Below are 23306 nucleotides of genomic sequence, written 5' to 3'. Positions count from 1 at the left end.
GGATCGCCGGAGGTCTTCGCCGAGAGCAGAACTGAATGAACTCACCTTGGAGTATTGCACGATAATCGTTCTGATGCGCGAAGCAGAGGTTCACTTCTGCCGCATCAAACGAAAAATCGAAGCCGAACAAATCGCGCCATGTTTGAAGTCTGATTGGTTCCGGGCCGACTTTTAGGAGCGTCTCTATTCTGATCCACCCCTGTGAATTGGTCCACCCTGACGTATTCTGATGTAGAACGGCTCCGCTTTGCGGCATCGCTGATCCGCGCTTGTGTTCCGGAGTGGTGTTCATTGCGGAAAGGGACCTTTCCATGTCGCAGATTCAGGTTATTGGCTCGACCTGGCTAAGCAGGTTTTCCAGGTCCACGCGATCGCTGCAGATGGCGAGGTCGTCGTGAAGCGTCAGTTGCGTCGATCGCAAGTCCTGACGTTCTTCTCGAAGCTTGAGCCTTGCCTTGTCGTGTGAATCAGCACCGAAGCAGGACCCAGGGCGATACGTGTCCCATCTTACTGATTTAATTCGTCAACTTGGAAGATAGCTGGGGTCCCGGGGGGGGGGGGTGGATCACCAGTGCGAAAGGGTTCTGGCACAGGCCATTGCCGTCGGATTCATACCCAAACGATCATTTCGGCTGGCCCTGTCGGCTCAGTGAGAGGCTGCCTATCTATTCGGGTGGCTACCGAGCACCGACCAACACAGCGAAATAGCGGGGAGCGCGACCGAACGATCTCAAGCCAGCCGACCGTGGAAATCCACAGCAGCTTTCCTTGAGAGTCGCGGTTCGCGTCGCCTCACAGGAGAAGCATCATGTCATTTGCCAATTTAGAAATCGGCCGGCGCAAGTTCCTTGCGACATCGTTGGCCGGCGCCGTCGCCATCGGCCTGCCGCGCGTCGCCTCGGCGCAATCCGCCCCCGCCTCGGGGAACGCGGCGGTGCGTCCGTTCAAGATCAGCATCCCCGAGGCTGCGCTTGCCGACATGAAGCGCCGCGTGCTGGCGACCAATTGGCCCGACCGCGAAACGGTCGGCGATACCTCGCAGGGGCTGAAACTGGCGACGATGAAGGCCGCCGCCGACTATTGGGCGAACGAGTACGACTGGCGCAAGGCCGAGGACTATCTCAACAACCTGCCGAATTTCATCACCGAGATCGACGGCGTCGACATTCATTTCATCCATGTGAAATCTAAGCATCGGACTGCGCTGCCGATGATCGTCACGCATGGCTGGCCGGGTTCGATCTTCGAGCAGCTCAAGATCATCGACCCGCTGACCGACCCGACCGCTCATGGCGGGACGGCGGCCGATGCCTTCGACCTGGTGATCCCCTCGCTGCCGGGGCACGGCTTTTCCAGCAAGCCGACCGAACTCGGCTGGGATCCAATCCGTATCGCCAAGGCCTGGGCCGTCCTGATGCAGCGTCTCGGCTACACCCGCTACGTCGCACAGGGCGGCGACTGGGGCAATGCGGTCACCGAACAGCTGGCGCTGCTGCAGCCTCCGGGGCTGATCGGCATCCACACCAACATGCCGGCATCGGTGCCCGACGATATCGCGAAGGCGCTCGCAGCGGGCGGCGGCGCACCGGCTAGCCTCTCGGCCGACGAGCGGCGGGCCTATGACCAGCTCGACAGCTTCTACAAGAACGGGCTGGGCTACGCGATCGAGATGCAGAAGCGCCCCCAGACGCTCTACGCGCTGGCGGATTCCCCGATCGGGCTGGCGTCCTGGATGTTCGACCATGACGTGCGGAGCATGGAGCTGGTCACCCGTGTGTTCGACAACGCCGAAGAAGGCCTCTCCAAGGAGGACCTGATCGACAATGTCGCACTCTACTGGCTGACCGGCACCGCGGTGTCGTCCGCCCGGCTCTACTGGGAGAGCAAGCTCCCCTTCTTCGCACCCAAGGGCGTCACGCTGCCGGCGGCGATCAGCGCCTTTCCCGACGAGATCTATCAGGCGCCGAAGAGCTGGGTGGAGAAGGCCTACCCCAGGCTGATCCACTACAACCGGCTTGCGAAGGGCGGCCATTTCGCAGCCTGGGAACAGCCCGCTGCCTTCGTCAGCGAGATGCGCGCCTCGTTCAAATCGCTCCGCTGACTCTCTCGAAATCGGAGCCTGGCGGCGCGCAAGACCTCGTGCGCCGCCAATTCTCGTTGCCGGCTCGCTCTTCACGATGGCCACTGCGCCCGCGCGAGGTCTGCACGGGCGCGCTGGCAGCCGCCGAAGAGCGTCTGAATGCTCTGATGGCGCGATCGGTCGGCACAGTCCAGCAATGTGCCGTCGCGCGTCGGCTGGTCAATCTTCACACGATGCTCGGTGACGGCGAGAGCGCGGTCGCCGTCGCCCTGAGAGGCTTGCAGCGAAGCGGCATCGACTGGTCCGCGCACCCGAGCCAGACGGAAGCGCGTCTCGAATGCGAGCGCTTCTGGGCGCTCCTGGGGGACCGGACGATCGAGGATATCCTGGACTTGCCGCTCATGCGGGATCCGGAGACCCTGGCGACGCTCGATCTCCTCACCAAGCTGAGCTTGCCGGCCGAGTATATCGACGAGAACCTCGTCGCGCTCAGCATCTGCAGGGTCGCCAATCTCAGCCTCGATCGCGGCAACAACCAAGCTGCGCCGGTGAATTATGCCGCGATGGGGATGCTCGCGAGCGCTCGCTTCGGCCGTAGCAGGTCCCGGGCTGAGCGGCCAAGCGAAAGCACAGACCTCGCCAGCGCCCGCTTCGTCGGGCCACAACACCTCCTTCGGAGCGCTGAAACAGATCAATGCCGGTGTCCTCGACGGATGAGGTGATCACGGGCGAGGCGCGGCGTCGTCATTGGTTGATGGAAGCGAAACTGCGGATCATCGAGCAGAGTTTCAAGCCGGGCGAGACGGTGTCGTCGGTTGCCCGGCGCAACGGGGTGGCGCTCAATCTTCTGTATCGCTGGCGCCGTCTGTTGAGCGAGCGCGGGAGGCCCGGCAGCGGTGGATTCGGACGAGCCCGTCGTCGGCAGCTCGGAAATGCGGCGGCTCGAGGAGCGGGTGTGCGAGCTTCGCGATGATCAGAAGGTTTCGTATGAGCCCGTTCGGGATAGAGCGGTCTGCTCGGACCTCGGCCAAGCAGCTCCAAGCCTTATAATTTCGCGCCCGAACGCAGCGCCTATGTCTCGTCGTCACCGGGATGGTCTGCCGCCGGCGGATTGAGATCGATGGCCGCGAGCAGCCTGTCCCGGCTCAGCCGACCGCCAGTCTCGAGCCTCTCGAAATCCGGCAGATCGCGCAGAGTCTCGAAGCTGAGCCGACGGCTGATCTCCGGCAGCCGATCAATTGAAGTCGAAGGCGTTGCTCATCAGAGGGGCCTTGGCATCCGCCTCGGTCAGCGGGGCGACATCGAAACGGGTCTCGATCAGCTTGAGCACCGCCGTCGTGTCATACAGCGCATGATCGACGAACCCCTTCTTCGCGAAAGGGGACACGATCAGCGTCGGGACCCGAACACCCGGCCCCCAGCGGTCGCGGGAGGGCGGGGCGACGTGATCCCAGAAGCCTCCGTTCTCGTCATAGGTGACGATCACACTCTGCTTCGTTCCAGCCGCCGCTGTACCAGGCCCAACTGACGCCTTTCTCCGCCAGCCGATCCCCGATCGTGGGCAGAGTTTGGACGGGAAGCAAACGCTCCGGCTTGGTCTTGTGCTCATGCGGTCCGCCGATCGGCTCCAGCGTGTTCACGGCGTAGCCGTCGGGCGTGACGAAGCCGTCCTGCACCATCGTCCCGTTGGAATCGAGCTTCGCGACGATCTTCTCCGGCGCATTCGGGTAGACCGGCGTGCAGGCGCAAACCAGCCAGAAATGGTTCAGGAACGAGCCGCCGAAGGCCGCATGGAAGAAGTTGTCGGCAAGGGTGTAGCGCTTCGCCAGCTCGAACATCTTCAGAGAGGAGCCGTCCCAAGCGGCCATGGCATAGCCCTTGGCGTCTGAAGCCAAGGCAAAACGGTCCATCTTGCCGCCGTTGATCTGCGCCTGCTGCTGGTAGAACGCGTGGATGAGGCTGCCCAACTGGTCATCGTGGACGGCGTGCAGCACGAGCTCTCCATCCCGCCCAACAAGATCCGGCCGGCGGTCCAGCAGGAGATGCGGCAGGCCGCCCGGAGGCTGCTGTCGCCTCAGTTCGCGGAAGTCGTCGAGAAAACCTCGCAGCCCTTCATCCAGTCGATCCAGGATCTGGAAACACCCTGGATGGCCATCCAGGGCCGCGTCGCCCTGATCGGCGACGCCGCCTTCGTCGCCCGCCCGCATGTCGGCATGGGCGTGACCAAGGCGGCGGCCGACGCCTGGTCGCTCGCCCGTGCCCTCGAGGCCCATGGCGACGACATCGCCGCCGGCCTGGCCGCCTTCGAGGCCGAGCGCCTGCCCTATGGGCGGGCGGTGATCAAGCGCGCCCGCGACCTCGGCGCCTACATGCAGGCCCAGCTCCTTACGCCGGCGGAGCGCGAGCTGGCCGAACGCCACCGCAAGCCCGAGGCCGTGATGACGGAAACCGCAGTTTCGACCGGCATCGCCGCCTGACGCGACGACCGCTTCCTTGCAACAGCGACAGAAAGGATGAGACCGATGACCCAGAACAGCGATTTCGTCTGGCCCAACCCTCCCGCGAACCTCTCGGCCCATGACCGCGCCGAGTTCGAAGCCAATCTCGGCCGTGGTCTCGTCGGTACGCAGCTCGTGTCCGAGACCGACCGCGTCCGGGTCTGGGCACTGGCCCTGCAGCCCGGCGAGCGCATCGGCTTCCACACCCATGTCCTGGATTATTTCTGGACCGCTGTGACGGGCGGCAGCGCGCGCTCCCAATACGCCGACGGCCGCGTGGCGGAAGTCTCCTACAAGCCCGGCGACACCCAGCACCACGCCTATGGCTCGGGCGAGTTCATGATCCACGACCTGACCAACACCGGCGACACCGAGCTCGTCTTCACCACCGTCGAGTTCAAGCAAGGGGCGAACGCCCCGCTGCCAGCCGCCTGACGCGCGCTCACCTTCCAGATTCCGGGAAACCACATGCCGATCTTGTTCGATCCGATCCGTATCGGGGCCGTGCAGGCGCCGAACCGCATCTTCATGGCCCCGCTGACTCGCGCCCGCGGGACGCGCGACCATCTGCCAACCCCGATCATGGCCGACTACTACGCGCAGCGCGCCGGCGCCGGCCTGATCATCAGCGAGGCGACAGGCATTAGCCGCGAAGGGCTGGGCTGGCCCTTCGCCACCGGCATCTGGTCGGACGACCAGGTCGCCGGCTGGACCCGCGTCACCGATGCGGTCCATGCCGCCGGAGGGCGCATTTTCTGCCAGCTCTGGCACATGGGCCGCGTCGTGCACCCGAGCCTGCGCAACGGCGCCGCGCCAGTCTCCTCCTCGTCGACGACCGCCCCGGGGCTGGCCCACACCTATGATGGCAAGCAGCCCTACGCCCAGGCGCGCGCCTTGGAGATCGGAGAGATCCCGCGCGTCGTCGAGGATTACCGCCGGGCAGCGGACAACGCACTGCGCGCCGGCTTCGACGGTGTCCAGCTCCATGCCGCCAATGGCTACCTGATCGACCAGTTCCTGCGTTCCAGCGCGAACCTGCGGATGGACGCCTATGGCGGCTCGATCGAGAACCGCACGCGCCTGCTGCGCGAGGTCAGCGAGGCGGTCGCCGGCGTCGTCGGAGCCGACAGGCTAGCGGTGCGGCTCTCGCCCAATGGCGAATCCCAGGGCGTGAACGATCCGCAGCCGGTGCCGCTCTTCCGCGCGGCGGCGCAGGCCCTGTCCGCGCTCGGCATCGCTTTCCTCGAACTGCGCGAGCCGCCGCCCAACGGCACGCGCGGCAGACCCGATCACCCGCCGATGGCGCCGGTGATCCGCAAGGCGTTCGACGGGCCGCTGGTCCTGAACTCGGATTTCGACCTGGCGCGCGCCAGCGCGGTCATCGCCGCCGGCGAAGCCAACGCGATCACTTTTGGGCGTGCCTTCCTGGCGAATCCGGACTTGCCCGAACGCTTCGCGATGGGCGCTGCCCTCAACCCGGACGACATGGAAACCTGGTATTCGCAGGGCGCCGAAGGCTATCTCGACTATCCCGCCCTCACCTCCTCGGCAGCCTGACGCGGCCGGGACAGCTTTTGCCCTGACAGGGACCGCGCCGGGCCTTCCCGACGCGGTCGTTTTTTGCCTGCTGATTTTTCATGGAACACGCGGTCATCCTTGGCTTTGCCGGGACAACAGCAGGTCAAACGGCGAGGTAGAGTTCCTGAACGGATTGGTCCGCCAGCATGGCCTGCGCGGTGTCGGCATGGACCACGGCGCCGCTTTCCATCACATAGGCACGGTCGGCGATCGCGAGTGCGAGCCCGACATTCTGCTCCACGAGCAGAACGGTGGTGCCGCGCTGCGTATCTCTGCCTTCCGGAACCCTTCGTCCTGAAGGCCGAGGGGCTGAGCGTCGACCAGGCGGCGATGGTCGAGTTCCTGGCGATCGGCGCCCATGCGGTCGCGCGGGCCAGCACCGGAGCGGGCGACCGGGTGCTGATCGCCGGAGCGGGGCCGATCGGGCTCGCGGTTGCGATCTTCGCCCGGCTCGAAGGGGCGGAGGTGACGCTGATCGACGGCCGCGCCGACCGGCTCGCCTTCGCCCGCTCGCATCTCGGCATCGCCTCCACCGTCGAGCTCGGCGAAGGCGACGTCGATGCGCTCTCGGCCCTCACCGATGGCGAGTTCTTCGACACCGTCTTCGACGCCACCGGCAATCCCAAGGCGATCGAGCGCGGCTTCGGCTTCGTCGCTCATGGCGGCAATTATGTGCTCGTCTCGATCGTGGCGGGCGAGATCAGCTTCTCCGATCCCGAATTCCACAAGCGCGAGACCACGCTGCTCGGCAGCCGCAACGCCACGATCGGGGATTTCGAACGCGTGATGGCGGCCTTGCGCGCCGGTGAGGTGCGCGACGCCCTGATCACCCATCGTATGCAGCTGGCCGACGTACCTCGGGCATTCGCAAGCCTGACCGATCCCGCCGCCGGCGTCGTCAAAGCGCTCGTCGAGGTCGCCTGAACGCGCAGCTCCGGCCGTCTCGTGTTTCCTGCACGGCAGGTCCGGGGCTGTCGGCGTGATGGCCGGATCGCTGGCGCCGCGCGATCATGCCGAGCGCCAGTTCGGCTTCAATCAGGCTCTGACGGTCGAGTATCCACGACTCACCGTCTTCCCAGCGGTCGAGGGCAAGGACGACAACGAGCTCACCTGCCGCGCCAGCGTTTCGCTGCTGCGCGAGAAGCCCGACCTCATCGGAATCTACAATGTCGGCGCCGGCAATCGCGGCATCGCCGCAGCGCTGAACGAAGCGGGCCGCAGCAGCGCCATCGTCTGGATCGCCCATGAACTCACCGCACACACCCGTCGCTTCCTGGTGCGCGGCGAGGTCGACGCGATCATCAGCCGGAACCTCGGTCACGAGGCGCGCTCGGCCGCACGCCTGCTCCTCGCATATTGCTCTGGCGATCCGCTGTTTCCGGATCAGGAGCGCATCGGCATCGATATTTTCCTGCGGGACAATCTCCCTTGATCAACAGGCTTTGAATGCTCACTTGCCGAAGTAAGCTATCAAGAAAAAGCTATAAAAATCAGCGTGATAATCATTCTATATCTAACCTTCTGATATGGATCATATCCGCCGTTGCCCCGATTTTGGGCGGCGCCTAAGCTCCCGACCATAAAGGGCGAGAAACGCCCCGTTCAGGGAGGTGACGATGACGCGTTTGCGCGCCTGGCTGCTTGCGGCTGCGCTATTGGCTGCGACAATGCCGCTCTCACCCGCGCCGGCCACGGCGCAGGGCATTCCACAGAATATTCCCCGCAATGAGCTCCTGATCCTCGAAAATCCGGAAGGGACGATCAAGAACGCCGGCTGGTTCAACATCTGGGCGATCAACGCCGGTAGCCAGTCGAACGGGCTGCAGCAGGCGGCGCTCGACACCCTCTGGTACATCGACCCCGAGAAAGGCCTCGACGGCCCCTGGTACAATTCGCTCGCCGCCGACAAGCCGGTCTACAATGCCGACTTCACCGAGATGCAGGTCAAGCTCCGGCGCGGCCTGTTCTGGAGCGACGGCGTGGAGTTCAGCTCCGCGGACGTCAAGGCCACCGTCGACATCCAGGTCAAGAACGCGAACATGCGCTTCTCCGCGGTGCTGGCGAACAACGTCGCCCTCGTCGAGGCACCCGATGCGGAAACGGTGATCTTCAAGCTGAAGAAGCCGAATTCCCGCTTCCATACCAATTTCACGGTCCGCTGGGGCGCGATCTGGATCCTGCCGAAACACGTCTTCGACAAGATCGAGGACCCCCTGAAGTTCGACTTCAACAAGCCGGTCACGCTCGGCGCCTATACGCTGCACTCCTTCGACCCCGACGGAAAGTGGTACATCTGGCAGCTGCGCGAGGACTGGCAGCGCACCTCGCTCGGCAGCCTCGGCAAGCCCGGGCCGAAATACCTCGCCTATATCGACCCGGGGCCGCCGGACAAGCGCGTCATTGCCCAGCTCAATCATGAGCTCGACGTCATCCACGACATCGCGCCGGAAGGCATGTTCACCCTGGCGAAGCAGGACAAGGGCACCCGCGCCTGGTTCAAGGGCTTCCCCTACGGCCATCCGGATCCGACCCTGCCGGCGGTGATCTTCAACACCCAGAACGAAAACCTGAAGAACCGCGACGTCCGCTGGGCACTGGCGCTGATGATCGACGTCAAGGCGGTGTCGATGGCGGCCTATCGCGGCGCCGCGACGATCTCGGCGATCGCCGTTCCGCCGACCGGCATCCATCCGGAGGCCTACCACAAGCCGATGGAGGCCTGGCTCAAGGATTTCGAGATCGACACCGGCAAGAGCAAGTTCAAGCCTTACGATCCGACCGTGGGTAAGCAGATCGCCGACCTCCTGCGGCCCTCGATGGGTGAGCAGATCCCATCCGACCCCGCCGTCATCGCCAATTCCTTCGGCCTCGGCTGGTGGAAGACCAATGTCGCGGCGGCCGGCGAATTGCTGACGCGCGCCGGCTTCCGCAAGCAGGGCAACCAGTGGCTGACGCCGGACGGCAAGCCCTTCGTCGTCAGGCTGATGGTCGAGGGTGACCTGAGGCCGGTGATGACGCGCGCCGGCACGATGATCGTGCAGCAGTGGAAGCAGGCCGGCATCGACGCTCGCATCGACGTCGCGCAGGGCACGCTGCTGACCCGCCGCGCCGCCGGCGACTTCGACAGCTTCATCGGCTGGAGCGTCGAGACCTGGGGCGGGCACCAGGACCTGTCCTATTTCATGGACAGCTGGCATTCGCAGTTCGTCGCGCAACCCGGCCAGCCGCAGCCGCTGCGCAACTGGCAGCGCTGGTCGCATCCCGAGCTCGACAAGATCATCGAGGACATCCGCAGGATCGGCTTCGACGATCCCAAAGGCGTCGAGCTCGGGCGCGACTACGTCAAGCTGATGACGCGCGAAATGCCGATCATCCCGCTGATGGCCTACAACGTCTTCACGGCGATGGATCAGACCTACTGGACCGGCTACCCGACCTCCGACAACCCTTACGCCAACCCGGTCACGAACTGGGGCAACTCCCGCTACATGTTCGTACGGCTGAAGCCGACCAAGTGATCCGGCAGGGGCCGCGCCTCGAGGGACGGCCCCGCCTCCTTCCCAGGACAATCGCCAGCCGGCGCGCGGCACTTCGCCGCCGGCCAGGTGGAGCTTTCGGGGTCGCATGAACGCTTACATCGCCTACCTCGCGAAACGCTTGGTCCAGTTCGTCGTGGTCGTCTTCATCGGCGTCAACCTGGCCTTCGTGATCACTCATGCCTCCCCGATCGACCCGGTCGAGCAGTCGATCTCGGCTGTGACCTCCTTCGGCAGCACTTCGCCCGAGGCGATCGCGGCGATGCGCGCCTCGCTTCAGGAGCTTTATGGCCTGAAGGGAACGCCGAGCGAGCAATACGTCACATTCTGGAGCCGGGTGCTGCTCGGCGATTTCGGCCCCTCGCTCTCCGCCTTTCCCACGCCGGTCTCGACCCTGATCGGCCGGGCGCTGCCCTGGACCGCCGGGCTGCTGATCGTCTCGACGCTGATCAGCTGGGTGCTCGGCAATCTGCTCGGTGGCCTCGCCGGCTATTACCAGCGCAACCGCACACTGAAGCTGATGGGCGTGATCGCAATGGGCATCCACCCGATCCCCTATTACATCGTCGCGCTAATGCTGCTCGTCGTCTTCGGCTTCCTCTGGCCGGTGCTGCCGATCACCGGCGGCTCCGCGATGAACCTGCCGCAGGGCTGGAACTGGGCCTTCGTCTCCAGCGTCCTACTGCATTCGATCCTGCCCGCGCTCTCGTTGATCCTGATAGGTCTCGGCAGCTGGTTCCTCGGCATGCGCTCGCTGGTCTCCAACGTCGTGACCGAGGATTACGTGGTCTATGCCGAGATTGCTGGGCTCGACAGCCGCCGCGTGCTCGGATCCTACGTCATGCGCAATGCGCTGGCGCCACAGGTCACCGGGCTCGCCATGTCGCTCGGCGGCATCTTCAACGGCGCGGTGATCACAGAGAAGGTCTTCGGCTATCCCGGGGTCGGCACGCTCCTCGTCGACGCGGTCTATGCCGGTGATTACGGGCTCGTTCTTGGCGTCACGACCGTCTCGATCATCGCCGTCTCCATCGGCGTTCTCATCATCGACCTGCTTTATCCGCTGATCGATCCGCGTGTGGAGCTGCGTTGATGCTGACCATCCTGCGCGACCTCCTCCGCTACAATATCGAGTTCCGGATCGGCCTCGTGCTCGTGTCCGTCGTGCTGGTCATGGCGGCGCTGTCCTTCGTTGCTCCCTATCCTCCGGGCGATGTCTATCTCGTGCCGCCCGATCTGCCGCCCTCGTCCGGCCACTGGCTCGGCACGACCTCGCGCGGACAGGACGTGTTCTGGCACCTGACCTTCGCGATCCGCAACACGCTGAGCTTCGGCATCATGGTGGCGCTGCTGTCGCGGGTCATAGCCCTCGTGGTCGGGCTGCTCGCCGGCTACAGCGGCGGCTGGATCGACCGGGTGCTGATGTCGATCAACGACACCTTCATCATCATCCCGCTGTTCCCGATTCTGATCCTGTTCTACTTCGTGCTGCGCGACACGATGTCGACGCCGCTGCTCGCCACCATCATGGCCTGCCTCGGCTGGGCCTATGACGCCCGCCTGATCCGCTCGGTCGCGCTCAGCCTGAAAACCCGCGAATTCACCCAGACGAGCATCTTCTCGGGCATGAAGACGCACGAGATCCTGGCGCGCGAGCATCTGCCCTATGTGATGCCCATCGTGTTCTCGACCACGATGAACAACATGAACTGGTCGATCGGCATCGAGGTTACCCTCGCCGTCCTCGGCTTCACCGACATCAACACCCCGACCATCGGCGGCATGATCTACTGGGCGAACCAGCACACGGCGCTGGTCGCCGGCATCTGGTGGTGGATCGCCTTCCCGGTTGGGCTGGTGGTGATGACCTTCGTCGGCCTCTTCCTGCTCGCCGTCTCGATGAACGAATACATCGACCCGCGCAGCCGCCTGGCAAGGATGGGGGGCAGCCGATGACCGGCGCGGCCGATCAGACGCCGGTGCTGGAGGTCCGCGACCTCCAGGCGCATTTCCGCACCCGCTATTTCGGCGTCAATCGCGAGGTCCGGGCGGTTGACGGGGTGAGCTTCGATGTTCGCCGCAACGAGATCTACGGGCTCGCCGGCGAATCCAGCTCCGGCAAGACGACGCTGGTGAAGACGATCGCAGGACTGCTGAAGCCGCCACTCGAAATGGTCGGCGGGTCGGCCCGCTTCTCTTTCCTGCCGGAATGGGATGCGATCGGCCGGGCCCCGCAAGAGGTCGTGCGCCGTATCCGCTGGCGTCACCTGTCCTACATCATGCAGGGCTCGATGAACGTGCTGAATCCGCTCAGGCGGATCAGATACAGCTTCCGCGACTTCGCCTGGCGCCATCTCGGCGGCAGCAAAGCCGAGTTCGACGCCAGGGCCGAGGCGCATCTGGAACGCGTCAAGCTCGACCCTTCCGTGCTCGAGGCCTATCCGCATGAGCTCTCCGGCGGCATGCGCCAGCGTGTCACGATCGCGCTCGCGACGATCTGCAAGCCGGAATTCATCATCGCCGACGAGCCGACGACAGCACTCGACGTCGTGGTGCAGAAGGACGTGCTGACGATGCTGCGCGCCATCCAGCGCGAGATGGGCTCAAGCGTTCTGTTCATCACGCACGACATGGGCGTGCATGCGGCGCTGACCGACCGGCTCGGCATCATGTATGCGGGGCGGCTGGTCGAGGATGGCGAGACGGCCGAAATCTTCGCTGAGCCGCTGCACCCCTATACGCGGCATCTGATCGCGAGCCTCCCGCGCATCGGCGACGTCAAGCAGCGCGAGGGGCTCGAGGGCACCCCGCCCAGCCTCGCTGCCCCGCCACCGGGCTGCCGCTTCCACCCGCGCTGCCCGCTTGCCATGCCCGTATGCGCGACGACAGTGCCGGCGATGATCGCGACTATGCCTGGCCATCGCGTTGCCTGTCACGCCGTCAATCCCGGAGCGGCGACATGAGCGCGCTGCTCGAACTCGACAAGATCAGCAAGAGCTTCTCGCGCGGCGGGCTGCTGTCGACGCAGCGCATCGACGCCGTGAAGGAGGTCAGCTTCGCGTTACAGGACGACGAGCCCGAGATATTCACCGTGATCGGCGAGTCCGGCTCGGGAAAATCGACGCTGGCCCGCATGATCCTCGGCATCCATGCGCCGAGTTCCGGCCGGATCAGGCTCGCAGGGCGCGATGTCGCAGCCTATGAGCGCCGGGCCTTCATGGCCGAGGTGCAGCCGATCTTCCAGAACCCGTTTGAGGCCTTCAACCCGCTGAAGCAGCTCGACCGCTATCTGTTCATGACGGCGGAGCGCTTCGGCGGCGCCTCCGGCCGGAAGGCCGCCGAGAAGCAAGCGGACGAAGCGCTCAGGCAGGTCGGTCTATCGCTGGCCGAGATCAGCGGGCGCTTTCCGCATGAATTGTCCGGTGGCCAGCTCCAGCGCGTCGCGGTCGCTCGTGCGCTCGTCGCGAAGCCCAGGCTGATCGTCGCCGACGAGCCGGTCTCGATGGTCGACGCCTCGCTGCGCATGTCGATCGTCAACCTGTTCGGCCGGCTGCGCGACGATCTCGGCCTGTCGATCATCTACATCACCCACGACCTCGCCACCGCCTACTACATCAGCGACCGGCTGATCATCATGCAGAAGGGCATCGTGGTCGAGGAAGGGTCGGCCCGCGCCGTGCTCTCCGCCCCCACCCATCCCTATTCCCGCCAGCTCCGCGACGCCGTGCTCACGCCCGACAGCGCGGGAGCCTTCCGTTTCACCCATTCCGCGAAAGCCATTGCAACACCCGGAGCCAGCTCATGAGACAAGCCAGCATCACCTTCGACCGCGCCTTCGCCATCGGCGAGACCGATCCCCGGCTGTTCGGCGCATTCGTCGAGCATCTCGGTCGATGCGTGTACGGCGGCATCTACGAGCCCGGTCATCCGACCGCCGACAAGCGCGGCTTCCGCAAGGACGTGCTCGACCTCGTCACGGAACTCGGGCCGACGATCATGCGCTATCCCGGTGGCAATTTCGTCTCGGGCTATAATTGGGAGGACGGCGTCGGCCCGGCGAAGGATCGCCCCGCCCGGCTCGACCTCGCTTGGTTCACCACCGAGCCCAACAGCTTCGGAACCAACGAGTTCATCGACTGGTGCCGCGCGGCGAAGATCGAGCCGATGCTCGCTGTCAATCTCGGCACGCGCGACGGTGACGCGGCGCGCAATCTCGTCGAATACTGCAATCATCCAGCCGGCTCGGCCTGGTCCGACCTGCGTATCAAGCACGGCTGGAAAGAGCCGCACGACGTGAAGTTCTGGTGCCTCGGCAACGAGGTCGACGGCCCCTGGCAGATGGAACACAAGACGGCGACCGAATATGGCCGTGTCGCGCACGAAGCGGCGAAGATGATGCGCTGGATCGACCCGTCGATCGAACTCGCTGCCTGCGGCTCGTCGGGTCGCAACATGCCGACCTATGGCCGCTGGGAAGACGAGGTGCTGGAGCACACCTTCGACCAGGTCGAGTTCATCTCGCTGCACACCTACTTCAACAACTATGCCGGCGACACCAAGGCTTTCCTGGCCAGTCCCGACCTGATGGACAACTTCATCGAGGAGGTGGTCGCGATCTCGGACGCGGTCGCGGCACGGCGGCGCTCGGACAAGCGCATCATGCTGAGCTTCGACGAGTGGAACGTCTGGTACCGCACACGCCGCGTCCGGGCCGATCGCGTCAAGGAGGGCTGGCCGGTGGCCCCGCCCATCCTCGAGGAGATCTATTCCATGGAGGATGCTCTGGTCTTCGGCGGCGCCTGCATCTCGCTCCTCAACCATGCCGACCGGGTCAAGGCCGCCTGCCTCGCGCAGCTCGTCAACGTCATCGCGCCGATCATGACCGAAACCGGCGGACCGGCCTGGCGTCAGACGATCTTCTGGCCGTTCGCCCAGATGAGCCGTCTCGGGCGCGGCACTGTGCTCAAGGCCATCGTCAAATCCGAGAACTACCAGGCCAGCTACTTCGATCCGCGCGGCAAGCAGGATCTCTTCTATCCGATCGACGCACCTTATCTGAAGGCGTCGGTGGTGAGCGACGACAAGGGCGTCTCGCTCTTCCTGCTCAACCGCGACCTGGAACAGAGCATCGACGTCGCGATCGATGCGCGGGGCTTCGGCAAGCTCAAGGTCACGGAAGCGACGGAGCTGCACCATAGCGATCTGAAAGCGGTCAACAGCAAGAAGGAACCGCTCAAGGTCAAACCAGCGACGCTGAAGGCTGTATCCACGAAATCGGACAGGATCGCTCTGGAATTGCAGCCGGCCTCGTGGAATGTGATCCGGCTCGAAAGCTGACAGAATGGCGCCCGCAAAGGTGGACCAGAGCCCGACAGCCTCAACTCGCAGGCGCCGCCGCAACGGCGGCGGCGGCGCGCCATGGGCCGAGGGGCGGCAGGGCCAGGGTTTCCTCGTGGTTGATTCGGGGCGGCAGTATCAGGTGCTGCGCGGCCTGGCCTCCCCGGTCAGGCTTCGCATTCTGAAGCTGCTCAACCGGCACGGCCCCAAGAACATCAACCAGATCGCCGAGGCGCTCGGCCTGCCGCAGTCGACGATCGCGACTAATGTCCAGGTGCTGGAGGAAGCCGAGCTGATCTCGACCTCGCTCGGCAAGGCTGCCAAGGGTCAGCAGAAGATCTGTGCCGCGCGCTATTCCGAGATCGTCGTCAATCTCGATCCGGACGACCCGAGCCGCGAGAACAACGTTGTCGAGGTCGAAATGCCGCTCGGGCTCTATACGAGCTCGAACGTCTCGGCGCCTTGCGGCCTCTGCTCAACCCAGCGAATACTCGGCGTGCTCGACGTCCCCGAGCTTTTCCTCGATCCGCGCCGCGTGCAGGCGGGGCTGATCTGGTTTGGTCGTGGCTATGTCGAATACAAGTTCCCGAACAACGCGAAGGTGCTGAACCGGGCGATCACCGCGCTCGAATTCGATATGGAGATGTCGTCGGAGGTGCCGGGCACCAATGCCGACTGGCCGTCCGACATTAGCCTCTGGGTCAACGGACACAAGGTCGGCACGTGGACCTGCCCTGGCGACTATGGCGATCGGCGCGGGACCTACACCCCGCCCTGGTGGAAGCTCGAAGGCTCCCAATACGGCATTCTGACGACCTGGCGCATCACGGCCGAGGGCACCTTCCTCGGCGAGCGTCGACTGGGCGACGTCGTCCTGACAGATCTCGATCTCGATCGCCATCATTCGATCCGGCTCCGTATCGGAATCGATGAAAAGGAAGGTCGGCCGGGAGGTGTCAATATTTTCGGGCGCGGCTTTGGAAACTACAACCAAGACATCAAGATGCGACTGCATCTGAATAGTGTGAACGCTTTACCTCATGTTGTAAGCTAGCGCTTCCAAACAGCAGACCATCCGAACACTAAGCTGCCCAAGTGCAGAACTTCTAATTTTTTGGATCTGCTCGAGGAGGGCGCTCTCGATGGCCAAGCTCTGCTGACCTGTCTCGTCCTCGGCTACGAGATCGCGACGCGCGCTGGCATCGCCCTGCGCGCCAGCGCCGCCCTGCAATTGGACGCTGGGGCGCGGATCGGGCCTAACGGCAGCGCGTTCGATTTCATGAGATCAGCAGAGCCTCGCCAAGTCTGACGCGGCTGATCGCATCCTGGGATACGGGGCAAACCTGACCATCGAGCAACTGCACGAGGTCATGGCCTGCATCACCTTGACTCGATCCGCTCGGCTGGCTCATTCCCGTGAGGCATGGGATGGCAGCCGCCCGCGCGATTTGCGGCGCCGCCATGCTCGTCCCCGACATCCGCACAACGCCACCGCTGCGGGTTCCAGCAGCAAGCACGCCTTCAAGTGCGGAAGATGCATCTGAGGCAGCGGACAGATGGACTCGCCCCGGTCGGCCTGAGCGTGAATATCCGGGACGTCTAGCCAAACTCAAAGACGCGGTAGATCCTCCAGGCGCCAGGCCGCTCGCTCGCGACGGCCAACTCGTTGAGCGTGAGATAGAAGGGCGCCGCGGGTGGTCTTGACCTCAATCAGGGTCTCGCGGCCGTCCTCCTCGAACGACCGAATGTCAAAGCCCGCGCCGCACGCGCCGGGGGCGCACGCGTCAGGCGAAGAATGAGCGGCTCAACGCTCGGCGGCCGCGAGCCATTGCTCCCAGGCGATCTGGACCTTCGCGCCTGTGCCTCTAAGAGGTTCGGGAGGTAGCCAATTCGGGCCGCTCTGCGCCAGCCGGTCGCTCAGCAGCGGTGATTGTGAGCCACAGGCCAACTCCGCCAGCAGTTTTCCCTGAATGGTACCGCGCGTAACACCTGCCCCACCGCATCCCGCAGAGACGAACAATCCGGGCTTGACCTGCCCGAAGAGGAAGCCGCCGTTATGTGTCACAGCGGTCAACCCTCCCCAGACATGTTCGAACGCGTGGGTCCGCATGGCCGGGAAGCGCTTGCGATGGAGCGCCGTCAGCATAGCCCGGACCGCAGCGGGCTCAAGCTCGCGCTCGTAAGAGTCGCCGCTTCTGATCAGCAGGCGCCCCATCGTCTTACGCATCGTGGTGCCCATCCGATGTGCGGGTAAGGCGCCCCATTCGGGGCTTTTACCGAGGAGATCCAGTTGCTCCCCGTCGAGCTCCGGTGTGAAGGCGCCATAGGTGTAGATGCCGATCATCCGGTCGCGGGCGAGCCCGAAGGCGCGGGCGTGCAGGTTGTTGGTGACGAACACCCTGTCAGCGATGAAATCGCCCCGGCTGGTTCCGACCGTGAAATGCGCCGCGCCGCTCAACGACTCCACCGTAGTGTTCTCAAGCAACGTCACGGCGGCAGGCAGGCTGTCGGCAATACCTCGATGAAGCGCGGCTGGTTGGACCAGAGCGCGGGTCAACGACTGGATTCCATGGCAGTAATAGGGGGTTCCAAGAATGCGCCGCAGGTCCTCGGCAGAAAATTCTCTCGTCTCGATGCCCCAGGCTTCATAGCGCCTGCGTGTCTCACGGAGGGATCTTTCGCCGCGGGGTGTCGCCGCAGCCGTGATGGCCGGCACGGTTTCCTGCCAATTGCAGTCGATCGAATGCGTGGCGACAAGTTCGCGCAACCAGTCCACTCCCGCCTGAACCAGCGCAATCTGTCGAGTGGCCCACTCGCCGGCAAAACCAGCCGCGCTGGCGCTCGGCTCGCCGGGATTGATCAGCAGATAGCCGGAGTTCCGGCCCGAGGCGCCCTCGCCGACGGTAGAAGATTCGAGAAGGAGCGTCTCTTCGCCCGGAACGAGTTCCGCCAGCCGTCGGGCAGCAGCCAGGCCGGTATAGCCTGCACCTACAACGACGTTCCTGAAGCGACGATCACGCGGAACCTGCTGCCGCGCGATGCGCCGCGGTAGCAGCGCATTCCAGCCGGACGGGGCCTTGTAGTTCGGAGCTTTCGTTGTCGTCGTCATGTCTCGCCAAGCCGTGAAACAGGATGCGGCGCCCCCCGGCATTCGCGAAGGCCGCCAGCCGTAAACGGGCAGCGCGGCAGGTCAGACAGCCACGACCTCGCGCGCGAAACCCGGCACCGCTGCCAGCAATTCGCGTGTGTAGGACGCTTCCGGTTCCTCGAAGACGTGCCGCGACGGGCCGATCTCGACGATCCGGCCGCGTTGCATCACCGCGATGCGATCGCAGATGTTGGAGGCAACGCGCAGATCGTGCGTGACGAAGATCATCGCGAAGCCCAATCGCTTCTGCAGATCCTCGAACAATCGCAGCACCTGCGCCTGCACGGAAACGTCGAGGGCCGAGACGGCTTCGTCCGCGACGATGACCGAAGGCTCCATGGCAAGTGCACGCGCGATGCAGATGCGCTGGCGCTGACCGCCCGAGAATTCATGCGGAAAGCGATCGAGCGCATCGCGCCTGAGCCCGACGAGCTCCATCAGCTCCTCGGCACGGGCCAAGGCCTTCGCGCGCGATACGCCGTGCTGAACCGGCCCCTCGATCAGGGATTGCCCGATGCGGCGCCGCGGGTTCAGCGACTTGTACGGGTCCTGGAACACCATCTGGATGTGGCGACGCATTTCCCGGAGCTCCGCGCCACCCAAGCCGGCGATATTGCGCCCCTTGAAGAGGATGCGACCGGAATCCGGCGTCTCGAAGCGCAGCAACGTCTTGGCGAGGCTGGTCTTGCCAGAGCCGGATTCGCCGACGACGCCCAGAGTCTCTCCGGGCGCGAGGCGGAAGGAAACGGTATCCAGAGCGCGGGTCTCTCGCCGCGCGCCGAGGAAGCTGGTGCTGCGATAGGTCAAGGACAGCTCCTCGACCTCAAGAACCGGCTGGTCGTTCCCTTCCGGCTCCGTCCGATAGCGAAAGCGTGGCACCGCCTCGATCAGTGCGCGGGTGTAGGGATGCTCCGGCGCTGTCAGCACCTTGTCTGGCGCACCACGCTCCACGACCTCGCCCTGTCGCATGACCACGACGTGATCCGCGACATCGGCGACGACGCCGAAATCATGGGTGATCATCAGGACACCGCTGTCGTGCTTGGTCAAAAGCTCACGGAACAGCCGCAGGATCTGCGCCTGGGTGGTGACATCCAGCGCCGTGGTCGGCTCGTCGGCGATGATCAGCGCCGGCTCCAGCGCCAAGGCCATCGCGATCATCACGCGCTGGCGCTGGCCACCGGAAAGCTGATGCGGATAGGCTTTCGCCAGCTGTGCCGGGTCAGGCAGATGGACGTCCGCCATCAACTCAATGACGCGGGCATTCACTTGGTCCCGCGCCATCTCCGGACGGTGAATCCGCAGCACTTCGGCGATCTGCTCTCCGACGCGCATGACCGGGTTGAGCGCGGTCAGCGGCTCCTGGAAGATCATCGCCATGCGGTTGCCGCGCAATTCGCACAGACGCGCCGGCGATGCGGCCGCGATGTCCTCGCCTTCGAGCCGGATCGTGCCGCCGGTGATGTGCAGCACCTTCTCGGGCAGGAGGCGCATGACGGCCGAAGCCGTCACCGATTTCCCCGAACCGGATTCGCCGACTACGCAGACGATCTGACGGCGGTGGACGTCGAGAGAGAGCGCCTGAACCGCATGGGTGCGGTCGAGCCCGGCCGGGAGCGCGACGCTGAGGTTTTCGATGCGCAGGATCGGCTCGGACACGGTCATGACGACACCTTCGCGGCGCGGGAAAGGCGCGGATCGAGGCGATCGCGCAACCCGTCGCCGAGCAGGTTCACCGCCATTACGGTCACGGCCAGGAACAGGCCAGGCGCGATGATCGTCCAGGGCGCGCGCTGGAAAACGGCGCGGCCTTCGGCCAACACATTGCCCCAGCTCGGCAGATCAGGTGGGAAGCCGACGCCGAGGAAGCCGAGCACGGCTTCAGACAGAATCGCGGCTGCGAACATATAGGTCGTCTGGACGATCAGCGGCGCGATGCAGCTTGGCAGGATGTGGCGGACGAGCACGAGCAGCGGCGGGATGCCCAGCCCTTCTGCCGCACGGACATAGGATTCCTCGCGCACGCTGAGCACGACGCTGCGCACCAGCCGTGTCACGCGGGGGATCTCAGCGAAGGTGATGGCGGCCACGATCGTCACGAGGCTCGGCCCGACCAGCGAGACCAGCGCCACGGCAAAGAGGATGCCGGGAATCGCCATGATGCCGTCCATGATCCGCATCACGATCGGATCGAGCCAGCGCAGATAGCCGGTGAGGAGGCCGACCACGGTGCCGGCAGCTACCCCCGCTAGCGCCGAGAGCAGGCCGACAAGCAGCGAGATCCTTCCGCCATGGAGCACGAGCGCGAAGACGTCGCGGCCGAGGGCATCGGTGCCGAACCAGAATTCGCCCCCCGGCGGCCGCAGCCGCTGGCGCGGGCGGATCAGAAAGGCATCGTCGCCGGTAATCACCGTGGCGAAGATGGCGGAAAGCACGATCGCGAGCAGCAGGATTGCGCTGAGCAGGGCGACGCGATTCGCCAGCAGTGTCTCGACGAGATGGCTGCGTCGCGAAGGGGAATTGGCCCGTTCCATTGCGGTCATGGCGGGCCTCAATAGCGGATGCGCGGATCGACGATCACATAGGCGATGTCAATCAGGAGGTTCACGCCGACATAGATCAGCGCGAAGAACAGCATGAGGCCCTGCACAACGGGATAGTCGCGGGCGAGGATGGCATCGATGGTCAGACGGCCGACACCGGGAACGGTGAAGACGCTCTCGGTCACGACCACGCCGCTGATCAGCAGGGCGATGCCGAGCCCGATCACCGTGATGATCGGCACCGCGGCGTTGGGCAGGGCATGGCGCCAGAGCACGCGGCGCTCGAAATTGCCCTTGGCCCGCGCGGTACGGACGAAATCCTCGCCGAGCACTTCGAGCAGGCTGGAGCGGGTGACACGCGAGATCAGCGCCATGAAGACCAGCGCCAGAGTGATCGAGGGCAAGGCAAGATGGCGCAAGGCCGCGACCGGGTCGTCGAACGGGCTGACATAGCCCTGCACGGGGAAGATGTCCGCCTTCACCGAGAGCAGCAGGATCAGGATGTAGCCGATGACGAAGGCCGGGACCGAGAAGCCCACGACCGAAAGCATCATTACGGCCCGGTCGATCCAGCTATTGTGCCGCCAGGCGGCGATCGCGCCGAGCGGCACGGCGATGAGCACCGTGATGATGATCGCGCTGATCGCCAGCACGAGAGTCGGTTCCAGTCGGTCGAAGATCAGGCTGAGCACCGGGATCTTCGACAGGACGGAGATGCCGAGGTGACCGCGCGCGATCTCGCCGAGCCAGGCGAGATATTGCACGAAGAGCGGCCGATCCAGCCCCATATCGGCCCGGATGCGGGCGAGCGCCTCCGGTCCGGCTGTCTCACCCGCGATGATCAACGCCGGATCGCCGGGGCTCAGGCGAAGCAGCAGGAAGACGATGGTGGCGACGACGAGCATCACCGGCACCGCCATCGCGATCCTGAGCGCGATCAGCCTCAACATCAGACCTTGTCCACGCCCCAGGTCACCATGACCGGGGACGGCACATAGCCCGAGACGTTGGAGCGGAAGGCCTCGTAGTCGAAATAGGTGCCGAGCGGGATGTAGAAGACGAGCTCGTAGGCGCGCTTCTGCATCGCCTCGACGATGGCCTTCTGCTTGGCGGGGTCGGTCTCGCGCTGGTAGCGGCCTTTCAGCGCCTCGGTCTCTGGGTCGTCGACGAAGCCGGTATAGGCGCCCTTGCCACGCGCATCGAAGTTGAGGTTGCCGAGCGGCGAGATCAGGTCGATGCGGTCGAAGACGGCATGGGCCAGATTCCAACCGCCTTCCGCGACGGGGTCGGGCTTGGCGCGCCGGGCAAGGAAGGCGCTCCACTCCATGGTCTGGATCTCGGAGGGAATGCCAATCTGGCGCAGGAGCTGCTGCGTCAGCGGTGCCAGCGGGGCGAAGGAGGCGATGTCGCCCGGCGTGATGATGACGATCTTCTCGCCCTTGTAACCGGCTTCCTGCAGCAGCGCCTTGGCCTTGGCGATGTTGGGCTTGCCGGTGTCGGGAAAGCCGACGGTCGTCTCCAGCGGCGTGCCGCAGCCGAAAAAGGCGGGGCAGACCTGATAGGACTCGGGATCGCCGATCGACGCATCCATGTAGTCCTGCTGGGTGACGACGGCCTGCACCGCCTGGCGCACCTTCACATTGTCGAAGGGCGGCTGCGCCCAGTTGAAGCGGATGGTCGAGGCGTTCGGGCCAGGCCGGCGCCGGATCACTATGTCCTTGTTGCCCTGGAGCAGCGAACGCTGATCGGCATTCAGGTTTTCGAGCAGGTCGATCTCGCCCTTGGCGAGTGCGTTGATCGCCGTTTGCTTGCTCGGGAACCAGACGACCTCGACACGGTCGACCTTGGCCTGCTTGCCGCCGGCGAGGCCATCGGGCGGCTCGGAACGCGGGACGTATTTCTCGTTGCGCTCATAGGCCCAGCTCACGCCCGGACGGAATTCCGAAGGCAGGAAGCGGAACGGGCCGGAGCCAACGACCTCCTCGAGCACCTTGTCCGCAGGAAGATCGGCGATCCGCTTCGGCATGATGAAGAGCGGGATCGAGCTGGGACGGGCAAAGGCCTCCAGCATCGGCCCGAACGGTTCCTTGAGCTCGATGCGGATGGTCCTGCCGTCGACGACGCGCATGCTGGCGGTGACGGCCGCGAGGCGCAGGCCCACCACATCCTTCTTGGTCCAGCGCGCGATCGAGGCGATGCAGTCCTCGGCCGTGACGGGCTGGCCGTCATGAAAGGCGAGGCCGTCGCGCAGCACGAAGGTCCAAGCCAGCTTGTCATCGCTGACCGACCACTCCTTCACCATCTGCGGCTGCGGTCGATATTTAGAATCGACCGCAAACAGCGTGTCGTAGACCATGAAGGCGTGGTTGCGGGTGATGTAGGCGTTGGTGACGACGGGATCGAGGACCCGCAGGGCGGCGTGCGGCGCCAGCCTCAATGTCCTCTTTCCCTGCGCCCATGCAGGGCTCATGGCGGCGAAAAGCGCTCCGGCTGACAGCGCCAGGGCGTCGCGTCGGTTGATCAGCATTTGGCTCCGTTCCCTTTGTCAGGCGGGCCTTGTGCCCGGTTCGCTGTGAAATCGTTTTC

Annotated in this window: 21 protein-coding genes and 5 pseudogenes; 17 read left to right on the top strand and 9 right to left on the bottom strand. The window is 64.8% G+C overall.

What is annotated here, in order from left to right; genetic code table 11:
- Positions 1–340 precede the first annotated feature (340 nt).
- From FQV39_RS34025 to FQV39_RS31810, 4 genes and pseudogenes are all read left to right on the top strand, one after another.
- Positions 341–460 (top strand): annotated as a pseudogene (locus tag FQV39_RS34025) (IS110 family transposase); the annotation flags it as partial.
- 348 nt (positions 461–808) lie between these two features.
- Positions 809–2101 (top strand): epoxide hydrolase family protein, encoded by a 1293-nt coding sequence (locus FQV39_RS31820; protein ID WP_149134425.1) that lies wholly within the window; start codon positions 809–811, stop codon positions 2099–2101.
- A 146-nt stretch (positions 2102–2247) separates the two neighbouring features.
- Complete coding sequence (locus tag FQV39_RS33450; protein WP_187640369.1) at positions 2248–2802, top strand: hypothetical protein; 555 nt, start codon at positions 2248–2250, stop codon at positions 2800–2802.
- A pseudogene (locus FQV39_RS31810) lies at positions 2775–3045 on the top strand (transposase); the annotation flags it as partial. The gene FQV39_RS33450 and the pseudogene FQV39_RS31810, both read left to right, overlap by 28 nt.
- Positions 3046–3314: 269 nt before the next feature.
- Here FQV39_RS31810 and FQV39_RS34020 read toward each other — a convergent pair.
- Positions 3315–3566, bottom strand: coding sequence for an alkaline phosphatase family protein (locus FQV39_RS34020; protein ID WP_248313536.1), 252 nt, complete (start codon positions 3564–3566; stop codon positions 3315–3317).
- Positions 3550–4047: an alkaline phosphatase family protein gene (locus FQV39_RS34015; protein WP_248313535.1), complete on the bottom strand. Its 498-nt coding sequence runs from the start codon at positions 4045–4047 to the stop codon at positions 3550–3552. The genes FQV39_RS34020 and FQV39_RS34015 overlap by 17 nt, the downstream gene beginning before the upstream one ends.
- Here FQV39_RS34015 and FQV39_RS31800 point away from each other — a divergent pair.
- From FQV39_RS31800 to FQV39_RS31790, 3 genes and pseudogenes are all read left to right on the top strand, one after another.
- Positions 4048–4557 (top strand): annotated as a pseudogene (locus FQV39_RS31800) (FAD binding domain-containing protein); the annotation flags it as partial.
- A 45-nt stretch (positions 4558–4602) separates the two neighbouring features.
- Positions 4603–5013 carry a cupin domain-containing protein gene (locus FQV39_RS31795; RefSeq protein ID WP_149134423.1) on the top strand — a complete coding sequence of 137 codons (411 nt, stop codon included), beginning with the start codon at positions 4603–4605 and terminating at the stop codon, positions 5011–5013.
- Positions 5014–5046: 33 nt separating this feature from the next.
- Positions 5047–6135: an alkene reductase gene (locus FQV39_RS31790; RefSeq protein ID WP_149134422.1), complete on the top strand. Its 1089-nt coding sequence runs from the start codon at positions 5047–5049 to the stop codon at positions 6133–6135.
- 124 nt (positions 6136–6259) lie between these two features.
- Here FQV39_RS31790 and FQV39_RS33445 read toward each other — a convergent pair whose 3' ends face one another.
- Positions 6260–6397, bottom strand: coding sequence for a hypothetical protein (locus FQV39_RS33445; protein ID WP_187640368.1), 138 nt, complete (start codon positions 6395–6397; stop codon positions 6260–6262).
- Between the two features lie 26 nt (positions 6398–6423).
- On the opposite strand from FQV39_RS33445, the pseudogene FQV39_RS31785 reads away from it, so the two are divergent.
- From FQV39_RS31785 to FQV39_RS31740, 10 genes and pseudogenes are all read left to right on the top strand, one after another.
- Positions 6424–7080 (top strand): annotated as a pseudogene (locus FQV39_RS31785) (zinc-binding dehydrogenase); the annotation flags it as partial.
- Positions 7081–7084: 4 nt separating this feature from the next.
- Positions 7085–7588, top strand: a pseudogene (locus FQV39_RS31780) (substrate-binding domain-containing protein); the annotation flags it as partial.
- Positions 7589–7823: 235 nt separating this feature from the next.
- Positions 7824–9674 carry an ABC transporter substrate-binding protein gene (locus tag FQV39_RS31775; protein WP_248313557.1) on the top strand — a complete coding sequence of 617 codons (1851 nt, stop codon included), beginning with the start codon at positions 7824–7826 and terminating at the stop codon, positions 9672–9674.
- A 106-nt stretch (positions 9675–9780) separates the two neighbouring features.
- Positions 9781–10785 carry an ABC transporter permease gene (locus FQV39_RS31770; RefSeq protein WP_149134418.1) on the top strand — a complete coding sequence of 335 codons (1005 nt, stop codon included), beginning with the start codon at positions 9781–9783 and terminating at the stop codon, positions 10783–10785.
- The gene (locus FQV39_RS31765) at positions 10785–11648 is read left to right on the top strand and encodes an ABC transporter permease (protein ID WP_149134417.1); all 864 of its coding nucleotides are present in this window, start codon (positions 10785–10787) and stop codon (positions 11646–11648) included. Before FQV39_RS31770 ends, FQV39_RS31765 begins: the two co-directional genes overlap by 1 nt.
- Positions 11645–12655, top strand: a complete 1011-nt coding sequence (locus FQV39_RS31760; RefSeq protein WP_149134416.1) for an ABC transporter ATP-binding protein — start codon at positions 11645–11647, stop codon at positions 12653–12655. Before FQV39_RS31765 ends, FQV39_RS31760 begins: the two co-directional genes overlap by 4 nt.
- Positions 12652–13497, top strand: a complete 846-nt coding sequence (locus tag FQV39_RS31755; RefSeq protein WP_149134415.1) for an ABC transporter ATP-binding protein — start codon at positions 12652–12654, stop codon at positions 13495–13497. The genes FQV39_RS31760 and FQV39_RS31755 overlap by 4 nt, the downstream gene beginning before the upstream one ends.
- Positions 13494–15029, top strand: coding sequence for an arabinosylfuranosidase ArfA (gene arfA / locus FQV39_RS31750; protein ID WP_149134414.1), 1536 nt, complete (start codon positions 13494–13496; stop codon positions 15027–15029). Before FQV39_RS31755 ends, arfA begins: the two co-directional genes overlap by 4 nt.
- A gap of 4 nt (positions 15030–15033) precedes the next feature.
- A complete protein-coding gene (locus FQV39_RS31745; RefSeq protein WP_149134413.1) occupies positions 15034–16083 on the top strand; it encodes an ArsR/SmtB family transcription factor in 1050 nt (349 codons plus the stop codon).
- Between the two features lie 60 nt (positions 16084–16143).
- Positions 16144–16338 carry a hypothetical protein gene (locus FQV39_RS31740; RefSeq protein ID WP_149134412.1) on the top strand — a complete coding sequence of 65 codons (195 nt, stop codon included), beginning with the start codon at positions 16144–16146 and terminating at the stop codon, positions 16336–16338.
- A gap of 300 nt (positions 16339–16638) precedes the next feature.
- Here the strand turns inward: FQV39_RS31740 and FQV39_RS31735 are convergent, their stop codons facing one another.
- The 6 genes from FQV39_RS31735 to FQV39_RS31710 form a co-directional block, all read right to left on the bottom strand.
- Positions 16639–16776: a protein NO VEIN domain-containing protein gene (locus tag FQV39_RS31735; RefSeq protein WP_349238609.1), complete on the bottom strand. Its 138-nt coding sequence runs from the start codon at positions 16774–16776 to the stop codon at positions 16639–16641.
- Between the two features lie 57 nt (positions 16777–16833).
- Positions 16834–18138 carry an NAD(P)/FAD-dependent oxidoreductase gene (locus FQV39_RS31730; protein ID WP_149134411.1) on the bottom strand — a complete coding sequence of 435 codons (1305 nt, stop codon included), beginning with the start codon at positions 18136–18138 and terminating at the stop codon, positions 16834–16836.
- A gap of 81 nt (positions 18139–18219) precedes the next feature.
- The gene (locus tag FQV39_RS31725; RefSeq protein WP_149134410.1) at positions 18220–19842 is read right to left on the bottom strand and encodes a dipeptide ABC transporter ATP-binding protein; all 1623 of its coding nucleotides are present in this window, start codon (positions 19840–19842) and stop codon (positions 18220–18222) included.
- Positions 19839–20720 (bottom strand): ABC transporter permease, encoded by an 882-nt coding sequence (locus tag FQV39_RS31720; protein WP_149134409.1) that lies wholly within the window; start codon positions 20718–20720, stop codon positions 19839–19841. The genes FQV39_RS31725 and FQV39_RS31720 overlap by 4 nt, the downstream gene beginning before the upstream one ends.
- Before the next feature lie 8 nt (positions 20721–20728).
- Positions 20729–21670, bottom strand: a complete 942-nt coding sequence (locus tag FQV39_RS31715) for an ABC transporter permease (protein WP_149134408.1) — start codon at positions 21668–21670, stop codon at positions 20729–20731.
- Positions 21670–23247 (bottom strand): ABC transporter substrate-binding protein, encoded by a 1578-nt coding sequence (locus tag FQV39_RS31710; protein ID WP_149134407.1) that lies wholly within the window; start codon positions 23245–23247, stop codon positions 21670–21672. The genes FQV39_RS31715 and FQV39_RS31710 overlap by 1 nt, the downstream gene beginning before the upstream one ends.
- Between the last annotated feature and the right edge of the window lie 59 nt (positions 23248–23306).

It is taken from the genome of Bosea sp. F3-2, from assembly GCF_008253865.1.
Classification (GTDB): domain Bacteria; phylum Pseudomonadota; class Alphaproteobacteria; order Rhizobiales; family Beijerinckiaceae; genus Allobosea.
The sequence above is the reverse complement of the archived record's forward strand: the minus strand, read 5'-3'. Positions and strand labels throughout refer to the sequence as shown.